The sequence below is a fragment of the Chitinophaga sp. OAE865 genome, from assembly GCF_040546735.1.
Classification (GTDB): Bacteria; Bacteroidota; Bacteroidia; order Chitinophagales; family Chitinophagaceae; genus Chitinophaga; species Chitinophaga polysaccharea_A.
This window is the reverse complement of sequence record NZ_JBEPOF010000001.1, coordinates 5,881,853-5,901,791: the sequence shown is the minus strand read 5'-3', so window position 1 is coordinate 5,901,791 and position 19,939 is coordinate 5,881,853. Positions and strand designations below refer to the sequence as shown.

The following is a 19,939-nucleotide window of genomic DNA, read 5'->3' as shown; positions in this document are numbered from 1 at the left end:
GTGAAAGTACTTTTTATCAATAAATATGAGAACAGCGGAGGCGCTGCCATAGCGGCGCAAAGGATTGCAGCCGGGCTGGAGGAATATTATCATACCTCCAACGATTTCCTGGTAGGCACCCATACCGCTTCCTCCCGCGCAACGCCCACCCGCCCGGGTACCGTGCGTAACGTGATTGAAAGGGGGCTTAATGTAATTAGTAACCGCGCCGGACTGCAATATTTATATTTTCCGTTCTCTACTTCCGCCATCATGCGGCATGCACACGCTTACCAACCCGATGTGATCAGCCTGCACAATATTCATGGCGGATATTTTGATGTTACGCTGCTGCCGCGCTTATCTGCCATTGCCCCTATTGTATGGACCCTGCATGATATGTGGGCCATTACCGGCAATGCAGCGCATACCTTTGGAGACACCTCCTGGAAAAACGGCCGGGCCGGCAAAGGAGAGCACAGGCGTTCTCCTGCCATGGGCCTGCCTACCGGCAATTACCTCATCAAAAGAAAACAAAAGCTATATGCCGGCAGCGATCTCCATATAGTATCGCCTTCCCGCTGGTTGTATAACATGACCGCGGAAAGCCCGCTTACAAGGAACAAACCATTGTACCATATACCCAATCCTATTGACACCGGTTATTTCCGGCCACAGGATAAAGCGGCCTCCCGCCAGGCGCTGGGCCTCCCTGCAGATGCGCAGGTGATCACTTTTGTATCCGAGCGCCTGTTCGCCAGCGAGTTTAAAGGCGGCGCTGAACTGCTCCATATTTTACAGCTGCTGGATGCGCAGCTCGACCGGAAGGTATACCTGCTCATGATAGGCAGAGACCAGCTGCCCGGAACATTTAAACACCTGGAATGCGTGTATACCGGCTATGTGAAGGATACGGAGAAAATGATGCAGTGCTACAGCGCCAGCGATATCTTCTTTTATCCCACCAAGGCAGATAACCTGCCCAATGTGCTGATAGAAGCGGGAAGCTGTGAAACAGCCTGTATTACCTTTGATGTGGGCGGATGCCGGGAAATAGTGCAGGACGGTGTAACAGGATATGTGATCCCGCCAGGCGACCAGCAACAGTTTGCCGCACAAACGCTCAGGCTCCTGCAGCATCCGGATGCATGCCGGCAGTTTGGCAAAGCGGCGAGGATATATATAGAACAATATTTTGGAATGAAAGTAATAGCCGGACAGTACTATCAGCTGTTTCAATCGGTAGTAAGGAACCCGCAATCAACAGATACATGAACAAAGCATCTTCCCCGGTAGTGAGCATCATTACTGTATGTTTCAATGCCGAGAAATTTATTGAAAGCACTATCCAAAGCGTGTTGGAGCAAACCTATCCGCATATTGAGTATATCATTGTGGATGGTGCTTCACGTGATAATACCATGGGGGTGATTGAAAAATACCGCTCCCGCATTGCTACTGTGATCTCCGAAAAAGATAAAGGATTATACGATGCCATGAATAAAGGCATGCAACTTGCTACAGGCGAGTACCTGTTGTTCCTCAATGCTGATGATGTACTGGCGGGGCCGGATGTGATCAGCAGGATGCTGGCCACCTGCAGCGATGCTGATGTGTATTACGGGGAAGCAATGTTTATGGATGACAACGGGCAGGATATAGGGCTGAGGTCTGAACAAACCCCGCACCGCGTGCCGGAACAGTTAACCTGGAAGAGCCTGAAACATGGCATGGTGGTATCGCACCAGGCCTATGTGATCCGCCGTAGTCTGAGCCCGTTATATGATCTTCAATACCGTGTGTGTGCGGATATCGACTGGATGATCCGTACGCTGAAGGCGTCGCATAAAATATGCAATACGCACCTGGTGGTAGCGAGGTTCAGGGTAGGGGGCACTTCAAAACAGCACCAGCAGCTGGCGTGGAAGGAGCGGTACAGGATATTGAATCATTACTATGGTAGGCTGGCCAACCTGGTGAATCATCTGTTTATTGCCGGCAGGTACCTGGTCCGTAAAAAGTATTAGCGCGCTCCGGTAAATGAACCGTAACGAATATCGTATATTGAAAATGATGTCTATCTTGTGAGGGGCGTTTTTCTGAGAAGCGAATGATTAAAAAAATTAAACCATTATAATGAATCGCATTGCTGTCATTAAATCTCTGTTGCAGAGAACAAAGGCTAAAGTTTACGTTGAAATAGGAGTAGATACCGGTTATGTATTCTTTTCCCTGGATGCACCGGTAAAAGCAAAAATTGCGGTGGACCCTGAATTCAGGTTTCCCTTCAGGGCCTGGTTACGCACAAAGCTGAAGCCGGGCAATGCAAAGTATTTCCAGGTAACCAGCGACCAGTTTTTTGCAGAACAGAAAGCAATGCTTCGCCAGGATGGTATTGACGTGGCATTTGTGGATGGTTTGCATACTTACAAACAATGTTACCAGGATATCGTGAATTGCCTGGAATACCTGAATGATGGTGGTTTTATTGTAGTGCATGATGTGAATCCGCCAAATGCTGCCTGTGAATCGCCGGTAGGCGCGGCCCAACAGGAAGTGCTGGAGAAAGCTGCCAAAGGGGAAATCCCGGATTGGACCGGGGCCTGGACGGGTGATGTATGGAAGTCGATTGCCATGTTACGGACCCGCAAGGATCTGCAGGTATTTACCATCGATAGCGACTGGGGTATTGGCATTATCACCAAAGGTACCCCGGAAACTGTACTTAACCTCAGCCTGCCGGCCATTGAGGCGATGAGCTATGATGATCTTGCAAAGAACCGGTATGAACTCATTAACCTGAAACCTTCCCATTACTTCTTTGAATTCCTGCAGGAGAAATACAGAAAATAGCCGGAATGAAAAAAGTATTTGTTGTTATTGTCACCTATAATGGGGCCAGATGGATACATAAATGCTTTGGCAGTTTGCGGTCGGGCAGTTATCCCGTGCAAACCATTGTGGTGGATAACGGCTCTGCTGACGCTACGATTCCTATGCTGGAAGCGGATTATCCTGAAGTAACATTGATACGTTCGGGTACAAACCTCGGATTTGGCCAGGCGAATAACATGGCTATTAAACAGGCTTTACAGCAGGGAGCAGACTACGTTTTCCTGCTCAACCAGGACGCCTGGACAGAAAAGAACACCATTGAGGTGCTGATCAATGTGATGGAGCGGCACCCGGAATACGGGGTGGTAAGCCCCATACACCTGAGTGGCGACTACAGCGGTATGGATGCGGGATTTGCACAATATTACAAGGCCAGCCAACCGGCACCGGGCGAGCCCCTGAAAGATATTTACCCGGTGGAGTTTGTAAATGCTGCCGCATGGATGATGAGTAAAGCCTGCCTGGAAAAAGCGGGGTTATTTCACCCGGTATTTTTTCATTACGGAGAAGATAGTAACCTGGCCCAGCGGATCCTTCATTACGGGTTTAAAATAGGGGTGTGCCCGGCTGTAACCATTTGCCACGACCGGCATGCCCGTAAGGAAACCGATGAAATGATCATTAAATCCTATAAGGTGCATGGCCTGGTAACCTTAATGGACATACGAAGACGGCACCTTCCGGTAGCCTACCTGAAAGCGTTGAAGGATTTGGGAAAGCCATTCCTGCTGTCGGTGGCCAGGCTGAAATGGGGCAATGCCTGGAAGATCATACAGACTTATATCAGTTTGATATCACTTTACCCGGTGGTCAAAAAAGGAAGAAGTGAACAATAAGTAAGTTATTAAAAAGATGAGGGGCGGAGATACTATCTCCGCCCCTCATCTTTTTAATATTACAACAGTTACTTTTTAGCTTTTTGCGGAGCCGCAGGTTCAGCAGCTGCACCTGTTTTATTTTGCCTAATCACTTCAAACACCAGGGAGGCGGCCACCAGCAATAGCAGCAGGATAGATGTGATATTGGCGATCTTTAATCCTTTCAGGAACGTTTTCGGTTCAAACCTCATTTCTATTTTATGCTCCCCTGCAGGTATTTTCAGTCCGCGTAAGGCATAATCCGTACGGATAATATCTGCTGGTTTACCATCAATAAATGCGTTCCACCCGGCCGGGTAATAAATTTCAGAAAACACGCCAAAGCCTTCCTGGCTGTTGCGGGAAACGTATTCCAGTTTATTCAGGCCGTATTTGGTGAGTTTGATGGAAGCGGTACTGTCGGCGCCAGGCTTGAAGTTGCCCAGTTGTTTTTCAAACCGTTTATCGATCACTGCGGAGTCACGGGTATTCAGCGCATCCAGCGCTTTCATTTCGGCATTGGCGTCGGGGGCCCATACGATATCACGTACAAACCATGCGTTACCGTAGGCGTCGGGGTTGCGTTGGGCAACAGGCTGACCCGTTTTCTGATCCGGAACAATAAAGTATTTCGTGTTGAGCATGTTCAGCACATGCATGTTATTCTTGGCAATCTGGTGTGAGATGAGATCCTGGTATATCCACAACTTAGCCGGGCTGTAGCCGCCGATGTTTTTGTGGAAGTAGGACGGCGATGCATCATCAAACGGAGCGGTGGTAAGATTCAATACGCGGTAGTATGGGTCCGGATCCTGTTTGATCTGCTGATCGGCCGCTGAAGGCTGCAGTTCCTGCATATAGCTCATGTCATCCACGAAGCTTTCGCTGCCCAGGTAATTTTTGTCTACCGCCCACAGGTCGATGGTCACTGCAGCAGTAATGATAATGGCTGATACCTGCCATTTCATTTTACCGGTGAGGTATGCCCATATAGCGCCAGCCGCTACAAGGATAAAGAAGGCGGAGCGCAATCCATCTGTAAGCAACAGGCTGGCACGGTCTTTCTCCAGTGCGCGGATAAGGAGCTTGGCATTTTCTTCGCCGCCCATTAGCTGGGCGAAATACTGCAGCATACTATCGTCGCTGGCAGATTTAAAGCCTACAAAGAAGTAGCTGATGAGGATAAAACCTAGGATACACGCACCGGTGATGATGGCGGACTCTTTCAGTTTTTTCAGCAGTTCTTTTGTAGTGTGCTTACCATTGGCAATTTCCTGTAAGCCCCAGCAGGCCAGCACCACAAAGGTGAGCGATGGTAATACCAGCGCCTGTGCGGGAGCGCGGAACTTATTATACAACGGCAGGTGGTAGAACAGCGGATCGTTGATGAACGACATGTTTTTACCCCAGGCCAGTATAAAGCCGATAACGGTGATGGCAATCAGCCACCACTTATGCCAGCTCTTTACTAACAGTAATGATAATACGAAAAGGAAACAGATGATAGCGCCTACATACACGGGACCGGAAGTGCCTTTAGATTGAGCGCCGTAGTAGAGCGGCAGTTTTTGCTGGCTGAGGTATTGCTCTACCTGGGCTTCGTTGGCACCAAGACTGATCATCTGCTGGCCGAAATTAGAGCTTACCTTCAGTTTTTGCCCGGAGGAATTACCTACATAACCAGGGATCAGGAGGGTACCGGATTCCGCTTTACCATAGCTCCAGTCGTACGCATAGTCGATGTCCAGGCCGGTGGATTTCTTCTGGTTCACATCGTCTTTATCGAGGGTTAGCTCCGACTGGCTGCCGCGCATAGTGTAATTGGTATACTCACGCAGGATCATGAGGCTGTCCATAGAAGTGAGCACTGCCAGCACGCCGGCCACGGCAAGCAGGGCGGATGCTTTAAAGAACTGTACCAGTTGCTTCTCCCGGAAAAAATGTATAAATGCACACACGGCCAGGCACAATACCATGATCAATGTGTAGTAAATAATTTGCAGGTGGTTATTATAGATCAGCATGGCGGTGGCCAGGGCCGTCAACGCAGCACCGGTGATAAGGCGGCCCCTGTAGGTGAGCACTATACCGGCAAGTACAGCGGGCATCAGGGCAATATCGTACATCTTTGTAACGTGGCCCACATCAATGAGGATCACGTTATAAGAGCAGAATGCAAAGGCAATAGCGCCCATCACCCTGATCCAGTATTTAAAATCCAGTATACAGAGAAGCAGGTACATGGATATCATGGCCAGGAACAGCATATTTACAGGATCCGGCGTATACAGCGTTATAATCCTGTTCATATACGCTATTTTATTGGCGCCCGGACCTGTATATATCACGTAGGAGGGCATACCGGAAAACATACTATTGGTCCATAACGGACGCTCACCGGTTGCTTCATAAAAGTCCTTTGCCTCTTTCGCCATTCCCTTTACATTCTTCATGTCGCTCTGATTCACCACTTTGCCCTCGAGGACAGGAGCGCAATACACAAATGCCAGCAGGAGGAAGAGCCCTATTGCTGCAATATGTGGAAGAATGGCTTTTAGCCAGTTTTGCTTCATCGGATATTTTGGATTTAGTTTTAAAGAAACAAAAATAACTGTAATTTATCCGAAATTTCAATATGCGCTGGATCCGGTTTCTTTTAAAATTTGCATTTATATGCAATCTGTGCTTTATAATCAGTGAAATCCTGCGTATTACGGCATATGATCATTCTTTTGATAATGTAGTGAATCATATACTGGTATTGGGTGTGGGGATTGCCGTTCCGTTGAATGCCCTTTTGTGTGTGCTCACCGGTGTATTATTATTGTTAAAAAAAATACAATGGAAAACACTACCGCCCTGGTTATATTTGTTCAATATTGCTATCCTTATATTTCAACTTATAGTTAATTACTGATGCTCAGGAATTTGTTAAACGATAAGCCCACCAAACTGTTCGTGATATTCACCAGCTTCTTTGTAGCGAACGCACTCATTGCAGAATGTATTGGTGGTAAATTATTTTCCCTGGAGAAGCTGCTGGGATTACCCCTACACACCTTCACGCTTTTTGGTCAGAGCGGGTTGTCGTATACCTTAACGGCAGGCGTATTATTATGGCCGCTGGAGTTTGTGATGACGGATATTGTGAATGAGTACTTCGGGCCCAAAGCGGTGCGTCGTATTTCTTACATCGCGGTAGGGCTGATCTCCTACGCATTCATTATGTTCTGGGTAGCCATGAGCGTGCCTGCTGATGGCTGGTGGAAGGGTAGCCGCGCAGATGCCGGCATCCCCGACATGCAGAATGCCTTTACCAGTATTTTCGGACAGGGTATGTGGATCATCCTGGGTAGCCTTACTGCTTTCCTGGTGAGCCAGATCGTGGATGTGACCGTGTTTCACAAAATCAAGAAACGCACCGGGGAAAAGCACGTGTGGTTAAGGGCTACAGGGTCAACGATTGTATCGCAGCTGGTAGACAGCTTTATAGTGCTGTACATTGCCTTTAAGCTGGGGAACGACTGGAGCTGGCAGCGGGTACTGGCCATTTGCCTGGTGAACTATAGCTATAAGTTTGTAGTGGCAGTATTGCTTACACCGCTGATCTATTTGCTGGAGCACCGGATAGAGCGTTACCTGGGGCATGATACCGCGAAGAAAATGAAAGCGGCGGCGATGGGGAAGGAGCCATCACCGGAATTGCCGGTGGCATAAGGCATCCGCTATTGCTAAAAAAGAGAGGATAAGAAACAATTTGTTCCTTATCCTCTCTTTTTATTTAACTACTTTATTATTCAGGTATGGCAGACCATGAACTCCAATCTAATCCAAACTGCCATGATATCCGGGATAAACCACCGCCTGGTCCTGAAGCAAAAATATCAAGGGTATTGCCATCCCTGGCAGCGATGCCAGGTGCGCCGTAGATGTTCCCACCAAGGGTTTGCCAGTCAGACCAGGTATCGGAATCAGCGGAAGAAGTAATATTATATAACTGCGCCATTTGATTATCGGTGCGTTGCGCGTAGATATTTACGATCCAGGGGCGTCTTGAAACAGTAGCCGGACTGGAAACAATATTTCCTCCAAGATCTGTCCAGGGCAGCCAATCTAATCCCAGTGCCCATTTACGGAGTAACAGGTGCCCGCCCGGACTTTTGGCAAATACATACACATTATCCGGATGTAACGACGCTACTGCGGGAGAACCGGTAATATTACCACCCAGATCCTGCCAGGTAGACCATCCCAGGCCCGGTTGGTAATAGCGCTGTATTAGTGTATTGCTGTTGCCGCGTGCAAAAATATTGATCTGCAAACCATCCCTGCTTATGGCTGTAGGACCAGATGCCAGGGCGCCTCCGAGGTCGGTCCAGCCAGACCATCCTGCAGCAGCTGTCCATCTTTTTTCTATCAGCGTGTTGGTGGCACTCTTTGCATAAATAAGCAAAGATGCGCTATCCAGCGAAGCTACTGCCGGAACGGAGGTAATATATCCTCCAAGATTTTCCCAGGCAGACCAACCTGTTGATGAGGACCAGGTACGGTGCAGGAGTGTGTTCGTAACGCTCATTCCAAACAGGTCCACTATGTTGGTGTTATGTCTTGAGATAGCGGCTGTAGTGGAAACTAATGCAGGAACTTTAACGGTGTCATTTACCGGGGGAGTTTCATCATTTGGGCTGACAGTACAGGATGCGAGGTAACAAAGACCTGCAATCAGGAACAATGTGATCTTTTTCATTTGTTTAGGGATGGGTTATAAATTAAATTAATATTTTGCTTTCACCATATCCGCCACTACTTTATCAATAGGCAGGGTAACCGCCTCAGAAGAGAATTCATCCCAGTTGATCCAGCGGGCGCGTTCCACTTCTTCCACACCTTCAGGCACGGTAAAATCGAAAGGTTTGCTGCTTACAGAAGCTGTAAAAGGCGATAAGGGCGTTACGAGGTAGTATATAGAGATGATCTGTGTCACGTTGTCGAATGCAGAGATCTGGAAGAAATCGGTCGTATAAATATGCTCCACTACTTTTACGTCCTGGCCAAGTTCTTCCTGCCATTCACGAACAATGCATTCCAGGGTACCTTCCCCGAATTCCAGGCCACCGCCGGGGAATTTGGTATAATAACCCCCACGGATATACTCATCGCTTACCAGCACCTGTTTCTGATCGTTGATCATGATGCCGTATACTCTTACGTTAAATCCAGTTTGCATATACTTGTTTAATAAAGGTTAGAACCACTTCTTCTTCATAAAATACCAGCTGATGACTACAGAAATGGCGATAGACAGGATAATGGGTATGTAAAAGGCGTGAAGGGTGTGCTGGTAAGGGATATCCACGTTCATGCCATATATACTGGCCACCAGCATGGGAAATGTAAGGATAATGGTAATGGAGGTAAGGCGTTTCATTACCACGTTCAGGTTGTTGGAAATGATGCTGGCAAAGGCATCCATGGTACTGCTGAGGATGTTGGTATACACATTGGCCATTTCCAGGGCCTGGGAGGTGTCTACGATAAGATCCTGCAGAAATTCCTTTTCATCTTCATTGAGGCCCAGGAAATTGGTACGTTCCAGCTTCATCAGCAACAGTTCATTGCTGCGAAGGGCGGTTACAAAATATACCAGGCTTTTCTGGATACGCATGATGCCCAGCAGTTCCTCGTTCCGGTTGGAATCGTACAATTTAGCTTCCAGCATGTTCCTGCGCTGGTTAATTTCCTTCAGGTAATCAAGGAAATTGATAACCACCTTCTCAAATATTTTCAGCACCATCATATTCCTTTTTTCCGGGGAGCGGTTGTGAAAAGTATTCAGGAATTTTTTGATGGCGGTATTATCAAAAGAGTTTACCGTAATGATCTGGTGGTGGGTCAGGATAATTACGATAGGAATGGTAATATAATAAGCTTCGCTTTCATTGATCGAATTGTTTTCGGTAGGTGTTTTCAGTACAATGAGCTTTACATTGTCTTCCAGCTCAAACCTGGCTTTTTCGTCAATATCAAGGGAGTCAGTGAGGAAGTCCAGGGGAATATCGAGTTCCTCTGACAGCTGTTCAAATTCGGCCTGTTTCAGCGGCGGGGTAATATTTACCCAGGCGCCGTTTTCGGGCTGGCGTATTTCAACAGTTTTGGAATCTATATTTGTAAAATACTGGATCATCGGGCGCAAAGGTAGTTAAAATGTTGAATCCTGTTTCCATTTGACGTAATATTGTGCAACAGGAAACAGTTAAAATATTTTATATATAAATGGGAGTTGTAAAACATCAGAGTCTGCGGTCGTCGGTGTTGATTTATCTGGGCTTTGCGATAGGCGGGATCAATACGTTGTTACTGTTTCCCATATTTTTTAGCGGGGATCAATTCGGGTTAACCCGGATCATAGGGGATATAGGGGTGATTGTGGTGCCATTCTGTACCTTCAGCACCGGGTTGATGATCAACCGTTTTTATCCTTATTACGCGTACCACCTGGAGGAGAAAAAGAACGACCTGATGGGTTGGGTGGCGATCGCTACGCTGGCAGGGCTGGCATTGTTTTTTATTGGCACAGTGGTGTTTAAGGACCTGATTGTCCGTAAATATGTAACGAAGTCGCCCCTGCTTATAGAATACTTTTATTTTGTTTACCCGTTCGTAACGGGAATTGTACTGTTTTCAGTATTCGAAAGCTATAGCTGGTCACGGCACGAAACAGTGGTGCCTAATTTTCTGAAGGAGCTGCTGATCAGGATCATGACATCGGCCATTATTGGCTTGTATGTACTGAAGATGATCAGTTTTATTGTTTTCATGTGGCTTTTCAGCCTGCTGTATATTATTGCGCTGCTATTGTTGCTCTTTTACCTGTGGCGCAAGGACCTGCTATATTTCACCGTAAAGATGAGCAGTGTTACCTCGCGGTTGTATAAGCGGATGATGATCTATGCATTTTCCCTTACATCGGCTACGATTTTTAACCTCCTTTCACAAAATATCGGGGCTTTGATCATTGCCAGTATCGGAGGGTTAGATGAGGCGGCGTATATGACTATCGCCACTTATATGGCCCAGCTGATCCAGGTGCCACAAAGAAGTATTTCGGCTATTGCCACGCCTATTATTGCCCAGTCGTGGAAGGATAAGAACATGGTGAAGATCGATGAAATTTATAAGAAGTCATCTATTTTGCAGCTGGTGGCGGCGCTTTTTATTTTCTGGGAGATATGGCTGAATATTGATGATATATACCGGATTATGCCTTCGGCCTATTCTTCCGCCAAGTATCTTGTATTTTTTATGGGTATTGCCAAGATCATCGATATGGGTACAGGGGTGAACCAGCAGTTGCTGGCTACTTCCCGTTACTGGCGTTTTGATCTTACATCGGCCACGGTATTGGTGATCCTGTCTATCCCGCTAAATTATTTCCTCATAAAAAAGTACGGAATGGTAGGGTCAGGTTATTCCCTGATGATCTCTCAGTTTGTATTTAACGGGATCCGTTTATTGTTTATCCGTAAGCGTTTTGGATTACAGCCATTTTCCATTAATACACTGAAAGCACTGGCGGCCAGTGTGGCTATTTATTATGTGTGCAGGTTGCTGCCTTCCACGGGGCATCCTTTTATCAGTATAGTGATCCACGGGCTATTATACCTGGTGTTGTTTGGCGGAGCTATTTTGCTGATGCAGGTATCGGAAGATATCAACCATACGGCTGCAGCTACAGTACGGAAGATCGGTAACAAGGTGTTCAAAAGGAATTAAGGTCGTAGTTATATAAAAAGAGAGCCTCCCCGATCGGGGAGGCTCTCTTTTTATATATAATTTCAGTTATTTCAATATCTCCCCTTCAAACACAAGCGTCGCGGGGCCACAGAGCCAGATATTCTCAAACGTCCGTTCACCGGTTTTGGTGAAGCGTACTTCCAGCTGTCCGCCCAGGGTTTGCACCGGTACGATGTATTCTTTTTCTTCTGCCCCCGCAAAAGTAAGCGCAGCAGCGGTTACGCCGGTACCGCAGGAGTAGGTTTCGTCTTCCACACCTCTTTCATAGGTACGTACAAAGATGCCGTTTTCATATTTCTGTACGAAGTTCACATTGGTGCCTTCTGCTGCGAAGCGGTCGTTGTAGCGGATACCGCGGCCTTCGTTAAACACATCCACGGCTTGTACATCTTCCACATACTTTACAAAATGCGGTGAACCGGTATTGAGGTAATAATAGAGGGGGCCATGTTCCACATAGTCCACATCCTGCATTTTCAGGTTTACCCAGTTGTTGCCGTCCATGGTGGCCTGGTGCTCGCCATCTACTGCAATAAAATAGAGGTTACCGTCGCCCACGCCCATTTTATGGGCAAATGCGGCGAGGCATCGGCCGCCGTTACCGCACATGGTACCTTCACGGCCATCGGCATTGTAATATTTCATGGCGAAGTCGTATTCCTCGCTTTTGTTGAGCAGCATTAAACCGTCGGCGCCTATACCGAAGCGGCGGTCGCACAGTTCATTCACCTGTTCGTCTGTGAGCCAGTCGTATTGCCCTTCCCGGTTATCCATAATGACGAAGTCATTGCCGGTTCCCTGGTATTTATAAAAGTGAATATTATTCATAAGTACAAAGATAAAAAATTAAGGCGACTACATACCAGCAATCACGCCCAGTCCTTTTTCGATAAGCGCCGCCACCGCTGCGCCGCCATCTTTGCTGAACTCCTTGCGGATACGGTTGGCAACGATAGCGCTGATGGAAAGGCATTCATGGCCCAGCACGCGGCCCATGCCGTAGATGGCAGAGGTTTCCATTTCAAAGTTGGTGATGCGGTGATGTTCGTAGTTGAAGTTGGTCAGGTTATCGATCAGGTGGGGGTTCGACAGGGGACCACGGAGTACGCGGCCCTGCGGCGCATAGAAACCGGGGCAGGTAACGGTGATGCCTGTATGAAAACCTTCTGTGAACAGTGACTGCAACCTGGCGGATGCTTCAAAGAGGCACGGATTAGCGCCCCCGGGCTGCAGGAATACCTGTCCGCGGAAAGATTGCAGCAGTTGTTTTTCTGCGCTGGTATTTTCGAACGCATAGTAATTCATGAGGTTGTCGAGGCCAAGACCGTGCGACGATACCACGAAGCTGTCTACCGGGATGCTTTCCTGCAGCGCGCCGGAAGTACCGAGGCGGATGATTTGCAGGGAAGTGAGGGCAGGTTTTACCAGGCGTGTTTCAAAATCTATATTTACGAGTGCATCCAGCTCATTGAATACGATATCGATGTTATCAGTGCCAATACCGGTGGAAACCACGGAGAGGCGTTTATTACCGATATAGCCGGTATGCGTTACAAATTCGCGGTGCTGATGTTTGCTTTCTATCTTATCAAAGTGTTTACTTACTGCGCCTACACGGTCTGGGTCGCCAACGGTGATGATGGTATGAGCCAGTTCTTCCGGTCTTACATCCAGGTGATATACGGCTCCACGGTTGTTGATGATCAGTTCTGATTCTGCAATACGATTATCCATTTGTATTAAATTTTTATTATTCGCAAATCAACATTTCCAGTGCCAATATTCCTTTGTTCTGCTATATTATCAAAATATTTTTTCAGATATTTATTAAATAATATTTGGTGGTTATCAGAAATTCACTACTTTTGCAATCCCACAAAACGAATGAGATGTACGCCAGTAGGGAACTTCCGGCGAACATATTAAAAATGATGGTTCCGTGGCCGAGTGGCTAGGCAGAGGTCTGCAAAACCTCGTACAGCGGTTCGAATCCGCTCGGAACCTCTACCTGTTTTCTTTCTTAAAGCCGCGGTTTACGCGGCTTTTCTTTTTTACAACAGCCCCCCAACCATGCTCTTGCGCCTGAAATATGTGCTGGTGGCCGCTTACAGGAATAAAAAAGAAATAATACAAACTATGTTGAAATATCAACCCAAAAGCTTATATTGCATACCCCGCAAGAGGCAGGTGAGGTTATCAGAAGGCAAGAGATTTATCAATAATTTACTATAGCTATTTAAACACAGCGTGTGTAATTGATAATAAAGATATCGGCGGCATTTTCCACTAAAACATGGAGCTGCCAACATTTTCCGGTCAACAAGCCTTCTGCATGCAGAAGGCTTGTTGCGTTTTATATACATTAAAAAGAAGTGGTTATGACAGAGATTATTAAAGTAACCGCCGAAGATTCCAAGCACCTGAACCAGGTGAAGCTGCTTTTCCGCGAATATGCCAACTGGCTGAATGTAGACCTGAGTTTTCAGCAATTTGAAGATGAGCTAACAAACCTGCCGGGTGTGTATGTGCCCCCCACCGGAGCATTGTTCCTGGCCTTGGTAGACGGACAACTGGCCGGATGTGTGGCCATAAGATCATTCGACAACAGTACTGCAGAAATGAAACGTCTTTTTGTAAAGGACGCATTTAAAGGCCACGGTGTGGGAAAAGCCCTTGCCAGTGCAGCTATTACAGAAAGCAGGGAGCTTGGTTATAAGCGGATCCTGCTGGATACATTAGCGCATATGCGCCCTGCAATCGACCTGTACACATCGCTCGGGTTTCAGCCGATAGCAGCGTATTACGATAACCCTATCAGTGATGCGGTGTATTTATCATTGAATATCGAGGCGGCCGATACTTTAACTTAAAAAAAATGCAGCGGAGGATCTTTACCTCCGCTGCAATAATATAAGAATGATAGCTTACAGGGGTCTTATCCAGATATTCCTGAAGCTCACGGGGTTTCCGTGATCCTGCAGTGCGATAGATTTAGCACCGTGTTTTACATAAGTTGGTTTGCCTATATATTCTGTTTTGCCTTCCAGCTCCACATTATTCTGTACCAGTACGCCGTTTTGCAGTACGGTGGCTCTTGCCGGAGATTTCAGGGAACCGTCATCGTTAAAGCGGGGAGCGGTCCAGATCACATCATAGGTTTGCCATTCGCCTGGTTTTTTGCAGGCATTTACCAAAGGAATTTTTTGTTTATAAAAACTGCCGGCCTGTCCGTTGGAGTAGGTGCGGTTATTATAGTTGTCCAACACCTGCAGCTCGTATTGCTCCTGCATAAAAACGCCGCTGTTGCCGCGTCCCTGGCTTTCGCCTTTTACTTCTGCTGGCGTGCGCCATTCAATATGCAGCTGGAAGTCTTCAAACTGCTGCTTTGTTTTAATAACACCGCCTCCTTTTACAACGGTCATAGCATCATCTTTCACCTCCCATTTTGCAGGGCCTCCGTTTTCTGATTCCCAGTTGTCGAGGTTCTTACCGTTGAACAGCACAATGGCATCGGAAGGAGCGGTGAGGGTTTCTGTGCCCGGCGTAATTACTTTTGGCACCGGTTCCCAAACCTCTGTAGCTTCAGGTTTCATCTGCTCCTTGTTTTGCGCGGTGGCGGCCACCGTAAGCAGGGTACAGGCAGATAACAGTAGCGTACGCATATGTCTTTTATATTTTTTTATAAAGATGTTAGGAAGATATTTTCGTTCAGGCAGTAACGTTAGGCAGGTGATACCCGTTATGGTATTGTGCTGCTAACAGTTTGTTGGCGTCGCTATCTGTGAATTTGCCAGATGCCTGATCCCAGTATACTTTTTTGCCGGTGCGGTAGGCTATATTGCCCATCTGTGCAGTGGTAGCCACCAGGGAACCTACCTGTACAGAGGCATGGAGGTCGTCAAGCTTGCGGGATTTCACTACTTCTATGAAGTTGGTGGTGTGAAGATCCAGGCCATTGTCGACCGACTTTTGCCTTGGCACCGCTTCCATTTTATCTTTTTCTGGTATTACTTCCCATCCGCCACGATCCAGTACCAGCGTACCATTGTTGCCAATGAAGGCAATGCCGTGATCGCGTCCGTAAGGGCCGCCATCGATGCCTATCGCCTGTTCCCACTGGATATTGTAGTCGTCGAACTCGTATACGGTAGTGAGTGTATCCGGTGTTTCAGCAGCGTCGTCAGGGTAGGCGAACTTACCACCTGCGGCCATGATGGATTTTGGTGCAGCGGATTTCATACCCAGCAGTGCATAATCGAGCAGGTGAACGCCCCAGTCGGTCATGAGACCACCGGCATAATCCCAGTACCAGCGGAAGTTGAAGTGGAAGCGGTTGGGGTTGAAAGGGCGGGTGGTAGCGGGGCCCAGCCAGGCTTTATAGTCCACGCCAGCTGGTGGAGTGCCATCGGGTTTTACCGGAATGGATTTCATCCAGCCCATATAAGCCCATGCTTTCACGAGGCGTATCTGGCCGAGCTTACCGGAGTGCACAAATTCAATAGCGTCCCTAAAGTGCTGCTGGCTGCGCTGCCACTGGCCCACCTGCACAGCGCGACTGTATTTCTGCTGTGCTGCAACCATAGAGCGGCATTCTACAATGGAATTGCCCATTGGTTTTTCTACGTACACATCTTTACCGGCGGCGCAGGCATCTGTCATTTGCAGGCAGTGCCAGTGATCGGGTGTGCCAATCACTACCGCATCAATGTTCTTATCTTCCAGGAGCTTGCGGTAGTCGCTGTAGGCTTTCACTTTAATGCCTTTCTGGGCCAGCTCGGCCACCCTTTTGTCCAGCACGTTTTTGTCCACATCGCAGAGGGCTACGCATTGTGCAGCAGGGTTTTTCAGCATAGACGTAAGGTCGGCCCAACCCATACCGTTGATGCCAATGGCGGCTACATTGAGGCGGTCGCTGGGTGCTACGGTCCGTAACGGAAATGCCTGTAATCCGGCGGGCAGCGCGGATGCCAATCCTGCCCCGGCCATCAGCGTGGAAGCGGATTTGATAAAGTTTCTACGGGAATTGTTCATGTAATAAAACGTTTTGTGGAATTGTTAAAATGACAATTAAAAATACAAAATAGAAAAAAACAAGGAGATTTTAGCGGAGGATTGTGGAATTTGTCTTGGAACACTGATTACGCTGATTATGATGATTAGCTTGATTGATTTTTTGGGATTTATACAGGATCGGGGAGATTTTGGTGTAATGATCGCCTTCGGCGATGTAAATTGTCTTGGAACACTGATTACGCTGATTATGATGATTGGTTTGATTTTATTTCTTTGGATTTTATAAATAAGGGAGATATATGCAAAAGCTGCGTATATCTCCCTTATTTATAAAATCATCACATTATCCAATCCACAAATCACCATAATCAGCGTAATCAGTGTTCCAAGACAATTTACATCGCCGAAGGCGATCCCCTCCGCTTACTCCTCCGGCTCCTCGCTTTCGCCGCCCAGGCTGAAGTTCATCATGGTGCCCAGCAGGTCGCTGAAGCGGGTTTCGTTTTCCACTACTTTTTTACTGATGAGTGAATAGGATGATAAACCGTGCAACACGAATTCCATCAGCAGCAGGGCTTCCTTGTTGTTGGCTTTAGGGAAGCGGGCTTTGATAAGATCTTTCAGTCCTTCCACTTTACTGAGCGTAGTTTCGTATTGTTTATCGCTGATATCCTGCAGCAGCTGTACAGAGTTGCCTTTGTCGAACCACTGTATCACACTGCGGTAAGGATTTTCAGCAGGGGAGCCGGCTTTCTTTTTCTTAAAGGAGTCCGGGTTGGGAAAATAGATAGCAAAGAGGGTGCGGATGGCTTTATCCAGCAGGTTATGCGCCACCTGGAGGGGGCCTTCCTGTTCACCTTCGTATACCAGCTCAATTTTGCCGGTAATAGCAGGGATAATGGCCTGCAGATCGGCAATGCGCACCTGTGTTTCTTTTTCCTTGTTGATGATGGCCCTGCGTTCGCCTGCACTCACTGCGTTTTCGTAGGCGGCAATGGTTAAGCGGGCGGATACGCCGCTTTTCTTATCCACGTATTCGCTGGACCGTGCTTCAAATGATACCTGTTCGATGAGGCGTTTCACCATATCGGCAATCTGCACTTTGGCTTGCTGGTCTTCGTGTATATCGGCTTCCTGTTCGGTGATGAGCAGGGAGTTTTCAATTGTTTTAGGGTAGTGGGTAATGATCTGGCTTTCGATCCTGTCTTTCAACGGTGTTACAATGGAACCACGGTTCGTATAGTCTTCCGGGTTAGCCGTGAAAATAAACAGGATATCCAGCGGCATCCTTACTTTAAAGCCCCTGATCTGTATATCTCCTTCCTGGAGGATATTGAACAGGGATACCTGTATGCGCGCCTGGAGGTCCGGAAGCTCATTAATTACGAAGATGCCGCGGTTGGAGCGGGGAATGATACCGAAGTGGATCACTCTTTCATCGGCATAACTAAGCTTCATATTGGCTGCTTTGATAGGGTCTATATCGCCTACCAGGTCGGCCACGGACACGTCCGGTGTGGCCAGCTTCTCGCCATACCGTGCGCTCCTGTGGAGCCAGGTGATGGGGGTCTGGTCGCCTTTTTCATCGATCAGGTCTTTAGCATAGCGTGATAGCGGGTGGAAGGGATCATCATTTACTTCAGAGCCTTCCACTACGGGAATGTATTCATCCAGGAGGTCGGTCATCTGGCGGGCCATGCGTGTTTTGGCCTGGCCGCGCAGGCCGAGGAAAAGGATATTGTGTCTCGACAGCAGGGCCCTTTCCGTGTCGGGGATCACCGTGTCTTCATAACCGATGATGCCGGGGAAGGTACCTTCTTTGTCCTGTAGTTTTTTGACCAGGTTACGCCTGATCTCTTCTTTTACTGAAACCGGTTTATAGCCACTTTTCTTTAGTTCGCCCAGTGTTTTTATGTTTGTATTCATCTTTGATAATTACGCATTACGAATTGGCAGTAGCTGGCGTCGGATGCTGGATCCGTTTTAACTATGCTGCTGTTTACTATTAATAAAATTTCCTTTTGCCGCTTTCAAAATCGCGGAAAAGGAATTGTCCCAGTTTATCGGTGCCGGAGAAAAAGGCTTTACCGGCATTGGTTTCGGTAAATTCCTGTACAAATTTCTGTAGCCACGGATCGGTGGCAACCATGAAGGTGGTGATAGGTATTTTCAGTTTTTTGCATTGGGCAGCGAGGTTGAGGGTACGGTTAAGTATCTTCCTGTCGAGCCCGAAGCTGTTCTTGTAATACTGTGATCCTATTTTCAGGCAGGTGGGTTTTCCATCTGTGATCATAAAGATCTGCTTATTCGGGTTACGCCGTCGGCGGAGCAGGTCCATAGCCAGTTCCAGCCCTGCCACGGTATTGGTATGGAAGGGGCCAACCTGTAAATAGGGAAGGTCTTTGATCTCTATCTGCCAGGCGTCGTTTCCAAACACAATAATGTCGAGCGTATCCTTCGGGTAGCGGGTGGTGATCAGTTCCGCCAGGGCCATAGCTACTTTTTTAGCGGGCGTGATCCTGTCTTCCCCGTAAAGGATCATGGAATGCGAGATATCGATCATCAGGGCGGTAGACGTTTGCGTTTTGAAGTCGGTTTCCTTCACCTCCAGGTCGTCCTGCTGGATGGAGAAACTGTCGATCCCGTGATTGATCTGCGCATTCCGGATAGAGGCGGTAATATCCAGCTGGTCCACGCCGTCGCCAAATTCGAAGGGACGGGTTTCTGCATTGAGCTCATCGCCCATGCCGGATTTGCGGATATTATGATTGCCGGTAGTTGACTTTTTCAGTTTGCCGAAGATCTCTTCCAATGCGTTTTTGCGTATAGTTTGTTCCGCTTTGGAAGTGATTTCTATGGCGCCGCTTTCCTCGTTTTCGCGGATGTACCCTTTATCTTTCAGCTCCTGTATAAAATCGCCGATGCCGTACTCCTGGTTGGTGAGATTATACTCCTTGTCCAGCTCAGTAAGCCATTGCAGGGCTTCTGATATGTCTCCGCTGGTGTATGTAAGGAGTTGGGTGAAAAGATCCAGTAATTTCTGGAAAGGTGGTTTTTTGTTGTCGTCCGGGTTGAACCTGGTAAATTGTATTCCTCTCATAGCTTAGCTCGTCTTCTGCATTAAATTTACCACTTTTCGCGGAATTTGCCTTGGAACGCGGAATTTGTCTTGGAACACTGATTACGCTGATTATGATGATTTCGCTGATATTTTTTTATTGGTTTGATTTTTAGGTATTTTGGAAGATAAATAGTTATCATTCTACTAAAATCCAACAAGTTCAAAAGAATATCAGCGAAATCATCATAATCAGCGTAATCAGTGTTCCAAGACAAAATTCGCTTAAAGCTTGCATTTTACATTGAAAGCAATTACTTTCAATCATCAAAAAAATGACTAT

17 protein-coding genes and 1 tRNA gene are annotated in these 19,939 nt (G+C 47.4%); 8 read left to right on the top strand and 10 right to left on the bottom strand.

Features of this window, described 5'->3' with window-relative positions:
• The 4 genes from ABIE50_RS23625 to ABIE50_RS23610 all read left to right on the top strand — a co-directional run bounded on the left by ABIE50_RS23625 (position 1) and on the right by ABIE50_RS23610 (position 3,710).
• The gene (locus tag ABIE50_RS23625) at positions 1-1,254 is read left to right on the top strand and encodes a glycosyltransferase (RefSeq protein WP_209859032.1); all 1,254 of its coding nucleotides are present in this window, start codon (positions 1-3) and stop codon (positions 1,252-1,254) included.
• Positions 1,251-2,006: a glycosyltransferase family 2 protein gene (locus ABIE50_RS23620; protein WP_209859034.1), complete on the top strand. Its 756-nt coding sequence runs from the start codon at positions 1,251-1,253 to the stop codon at positions 2,004-2,006. The genes ABIE50_RS23625 and ABIE50_RS23620 overlap by 4 nt, the downstream gene beginning before the upstream one ends.
• Positions 2,007-2,115: 109 nt before the next feature.
• A complete protein-coding gene (locus ABIE50_RS23615) occupies positions 2,116-2,832 on the top strand; it encodes a class I SAM-dependent methyltransferase (protein ID WP_209859036.1) in 717 nt (238 codons plus the stop codon).
• 5 nt (positions 2,833-2,837) lie between these two features.
• Entirely contained in the window at positions 2,838-3,710 is an 873-nt protein-coding gene (locus tag ABIE50_RS23610) for a glycosyltransferase family 2 protein (RefSeq protein WP_209859038.1), read from the top strand.
• A 68-nt stretch (positions 3,711-3,778) separates the two neighbouring features.
• Here ABIE50_RS23610 and ABIE50_RS23605 read toward each other — a convergent pair whose 3' ends face one another.
• The gene (locus tag ABIE50_RS23605) at positions 3,779-6,304 is read right to left on the bottom strand and encodes a YfhO family protein (RefSeq protein ID WP_209859040.1); all 2,526 of its coding nucleotides are present in this window, start codon (positions 6,302-6,304) and stop codon (positions 3,779-3,781) included.
• 343 nt (positions 6,305-6,647) lie between these two features.
• Here ABIE50_RS23605 and ABIE50_RS23600 point away from each other — a divergent pair, with 343 nt between their 5' ends.
• Positions 6,648-7,448 carry a queuosine precursor transporter gene (locus ABIE50_RS23600; protein ID WP_209859042.1) on the top strand — a complete coding sequence of 267 codons (801 nt, stop codon included), beginning with the start codon at positions 6,648-6,650 and terminating at the stop codon, positions 7,446-7,448.
• Positions 7,449-7,524: 76 nt separating this feature from the next.
• Here ABIE50_RS23600 and ABIE50_RS23595 read toward each other — a convergent pair whose 3' ends face one another.
• Genes ABIE50_RS23595 through ABIE50_RS23585 form a run of 3 tightly spaced genes read right to left on the bottom strand, consistent with a single transcriptional unit; the run spans position 7,525 to position 9,915 of the window.
• Positions 7,525-8,478: a DUF8189 domain-containing protein gene (locus ABIE50_RS23595; protein WP_209859044.1), complete on the bottom strand. Its 954-nt coding sequence runs from the start codon at positions 8,476-8,478 to the stop codon at positions 7,525-7,527.
• A gap of 27 nt (positions 8,479-8,505) precedes the next feature.
• The gene (locus ABIE50_RS23590) at positions 8,506-8,958 is read right to left on the bottom strand and encodes an NUDIX domain-containing protein (protein ID WP_209859046.1); all 453 of its coding nucleotides are present in this window, start codon (positions 8,956-8,958) and stop codon (positions 8,506-8,508) included.
• Between the two features lie 18 nt (positions 8,959-8,976).
• Positions 8,977-9,915 carry a magnesium transporter CorA family protein gene (locus ABIE50_RS23585; RefSeq protein WP_142688573.1) on the bottom strand — a complete coding sequence of 313 codons (939 nt, stop codon included), beginning with the start codon at positions 9,913-9,915 and terminating at the stop codon, positions 8,977-8,979.
• A gap of 89 nt (positions 9,916-10,004) precedes the next feature.
• Here ABIE50_RS23585 and ABIE50_RS23580 point away from each other — a divergent pair, with 89 nt between their 5' ends.
• On the top strand, positions 10,005-11,504 hold the full coding sequence (locus ABIE50_RS23580) for a polysaccharide biosynthesis C-terminal domain-containing protein (protein ID WP_209859048.1): 1,500 nt from the start codon (positions 10,005-10,007) through the stop codon (positions 11,502-11,504).
• A gap of 66 nt (positions 11,505-11,570) precedes the next feature.
• Here the strand turns inward: ABIE50_RS23580 and dapF are convergent, their stop codons facing one another.
• Both dapF and ABIE50_RS23570 read right to left on the bottom strand, forming a co-directional pair.
• The gene (dapF, locus tag ABIE50_RS23575) at positions 11,571-12,353 is read right to left on the bottom strand and encodes a diaminopimelate epimerase (protein ID WP_142688578.1); all 783 of its coding nucleotides are present in this window, start codon (positions 12,351-12,353) and stop codon (positions 11,571-11,573) included.
• A gap of 27 nt (positions 12,354-12,380) precedes the next feature.
• Positions 12,381-13,259 carry a nucleoside phosphorylase gene (locus ABIE50_RS23570; protein ID WP_209859050.1) on the bottom strand — a complete coding sequence of 293 codons (879 nt, stop codon included), beginning with the start codon at positions 13,257-13,259 and terminating at the stop codon, positions 12,381-12,383.
• Between the two features lie 199 nt (positions 13,260-13,458).
• On the opposite strand from ABIE50_RS23570, the gene ABIE50_RS23565 reads away from it, so the two are divergent.
• Both ABIE50_RS23565 and ABIE50_RS23560 read left to right on the top strand, forming a co-directional pair.
• Positions 13,459-13,529, top strand: a tRNA-Cys gene (locus ABIE50_RS23565).
• Between the two features lie 374 nt (positions 13,530-13,903).
• Positions 13,904-14,395: a GNAT family N-acetyltransferase gene (locus tag ABIE50_RS23560; RefSeq protein WP_142688580.1), complete on the top strand. Its 492-nt coding sequence runs from the start codon at positions 13,904-13,906 to the stop codon at positions 14,393-14,395.
• Between the two features lie 54 nt (positions 14,396-14,449).
• Here the strand turns inward: ABIE50_RS23560 and ABIE50_RS23555 are convergent, their stop codons facing one another.
• The 4 genes from ABIE50_RS23555 to ABIE50_RS23540 all read right to left on the bottom strand — a co-directional run bounded on the left by ABIE50_RS23555 (position 14,450) and on the right by ABIE50_RS23540 (position 19,638).
• The gene (locus ABIE50_RS23555) at positions 14,450-15,187 is read right to left on the bottom strand and encodes a 3-keto-disaccharide hydrolase (protein WP_142688581.1); all 738 of its coding nucleotides are present in this window, start codon (positions 15,185-15,187) and stop codon (positions 14,450-14,452) included.
• A 46-nt stretch (positions 15,188-15,233) separates the two neighbouring features.
• A complete protein-coding gene (locus tag ABIE50_RS23550; protein ID WP_209859052.1) occupies positions 15,234-16,556 on the bottom strand; it encodes a Gfo/Idh/MocA family protein in 1,323 nt (440 codons plus the stop codon).
• Between the two features lie 405 nt (positions 16,557-16,961).
• A complete protein-coding gene (locus ABIE50_RS23545) occupies positions 16,962-18,464 on the bottom strand; it encodes a sigma 54-interacting transcriptional regulator (RefSeq protein WP_209859055.1) in 1,503 nt (500 codons plus the stop codon).
• 79 nt (positions 18,465-18,543) lie between these two features.
• A complete protein-coding gene (locus tag ABIE50_RS23540; protein WP_209859057.1) occupies positions 18,544-19,638 on the bottom strand; it encodes a vWA domain-containing protein in 1,095 nt (364 codons plus the stop codon).
• Between the last annotated feature and the right edge of the window lie 301 nt (positions 19,639-19,939).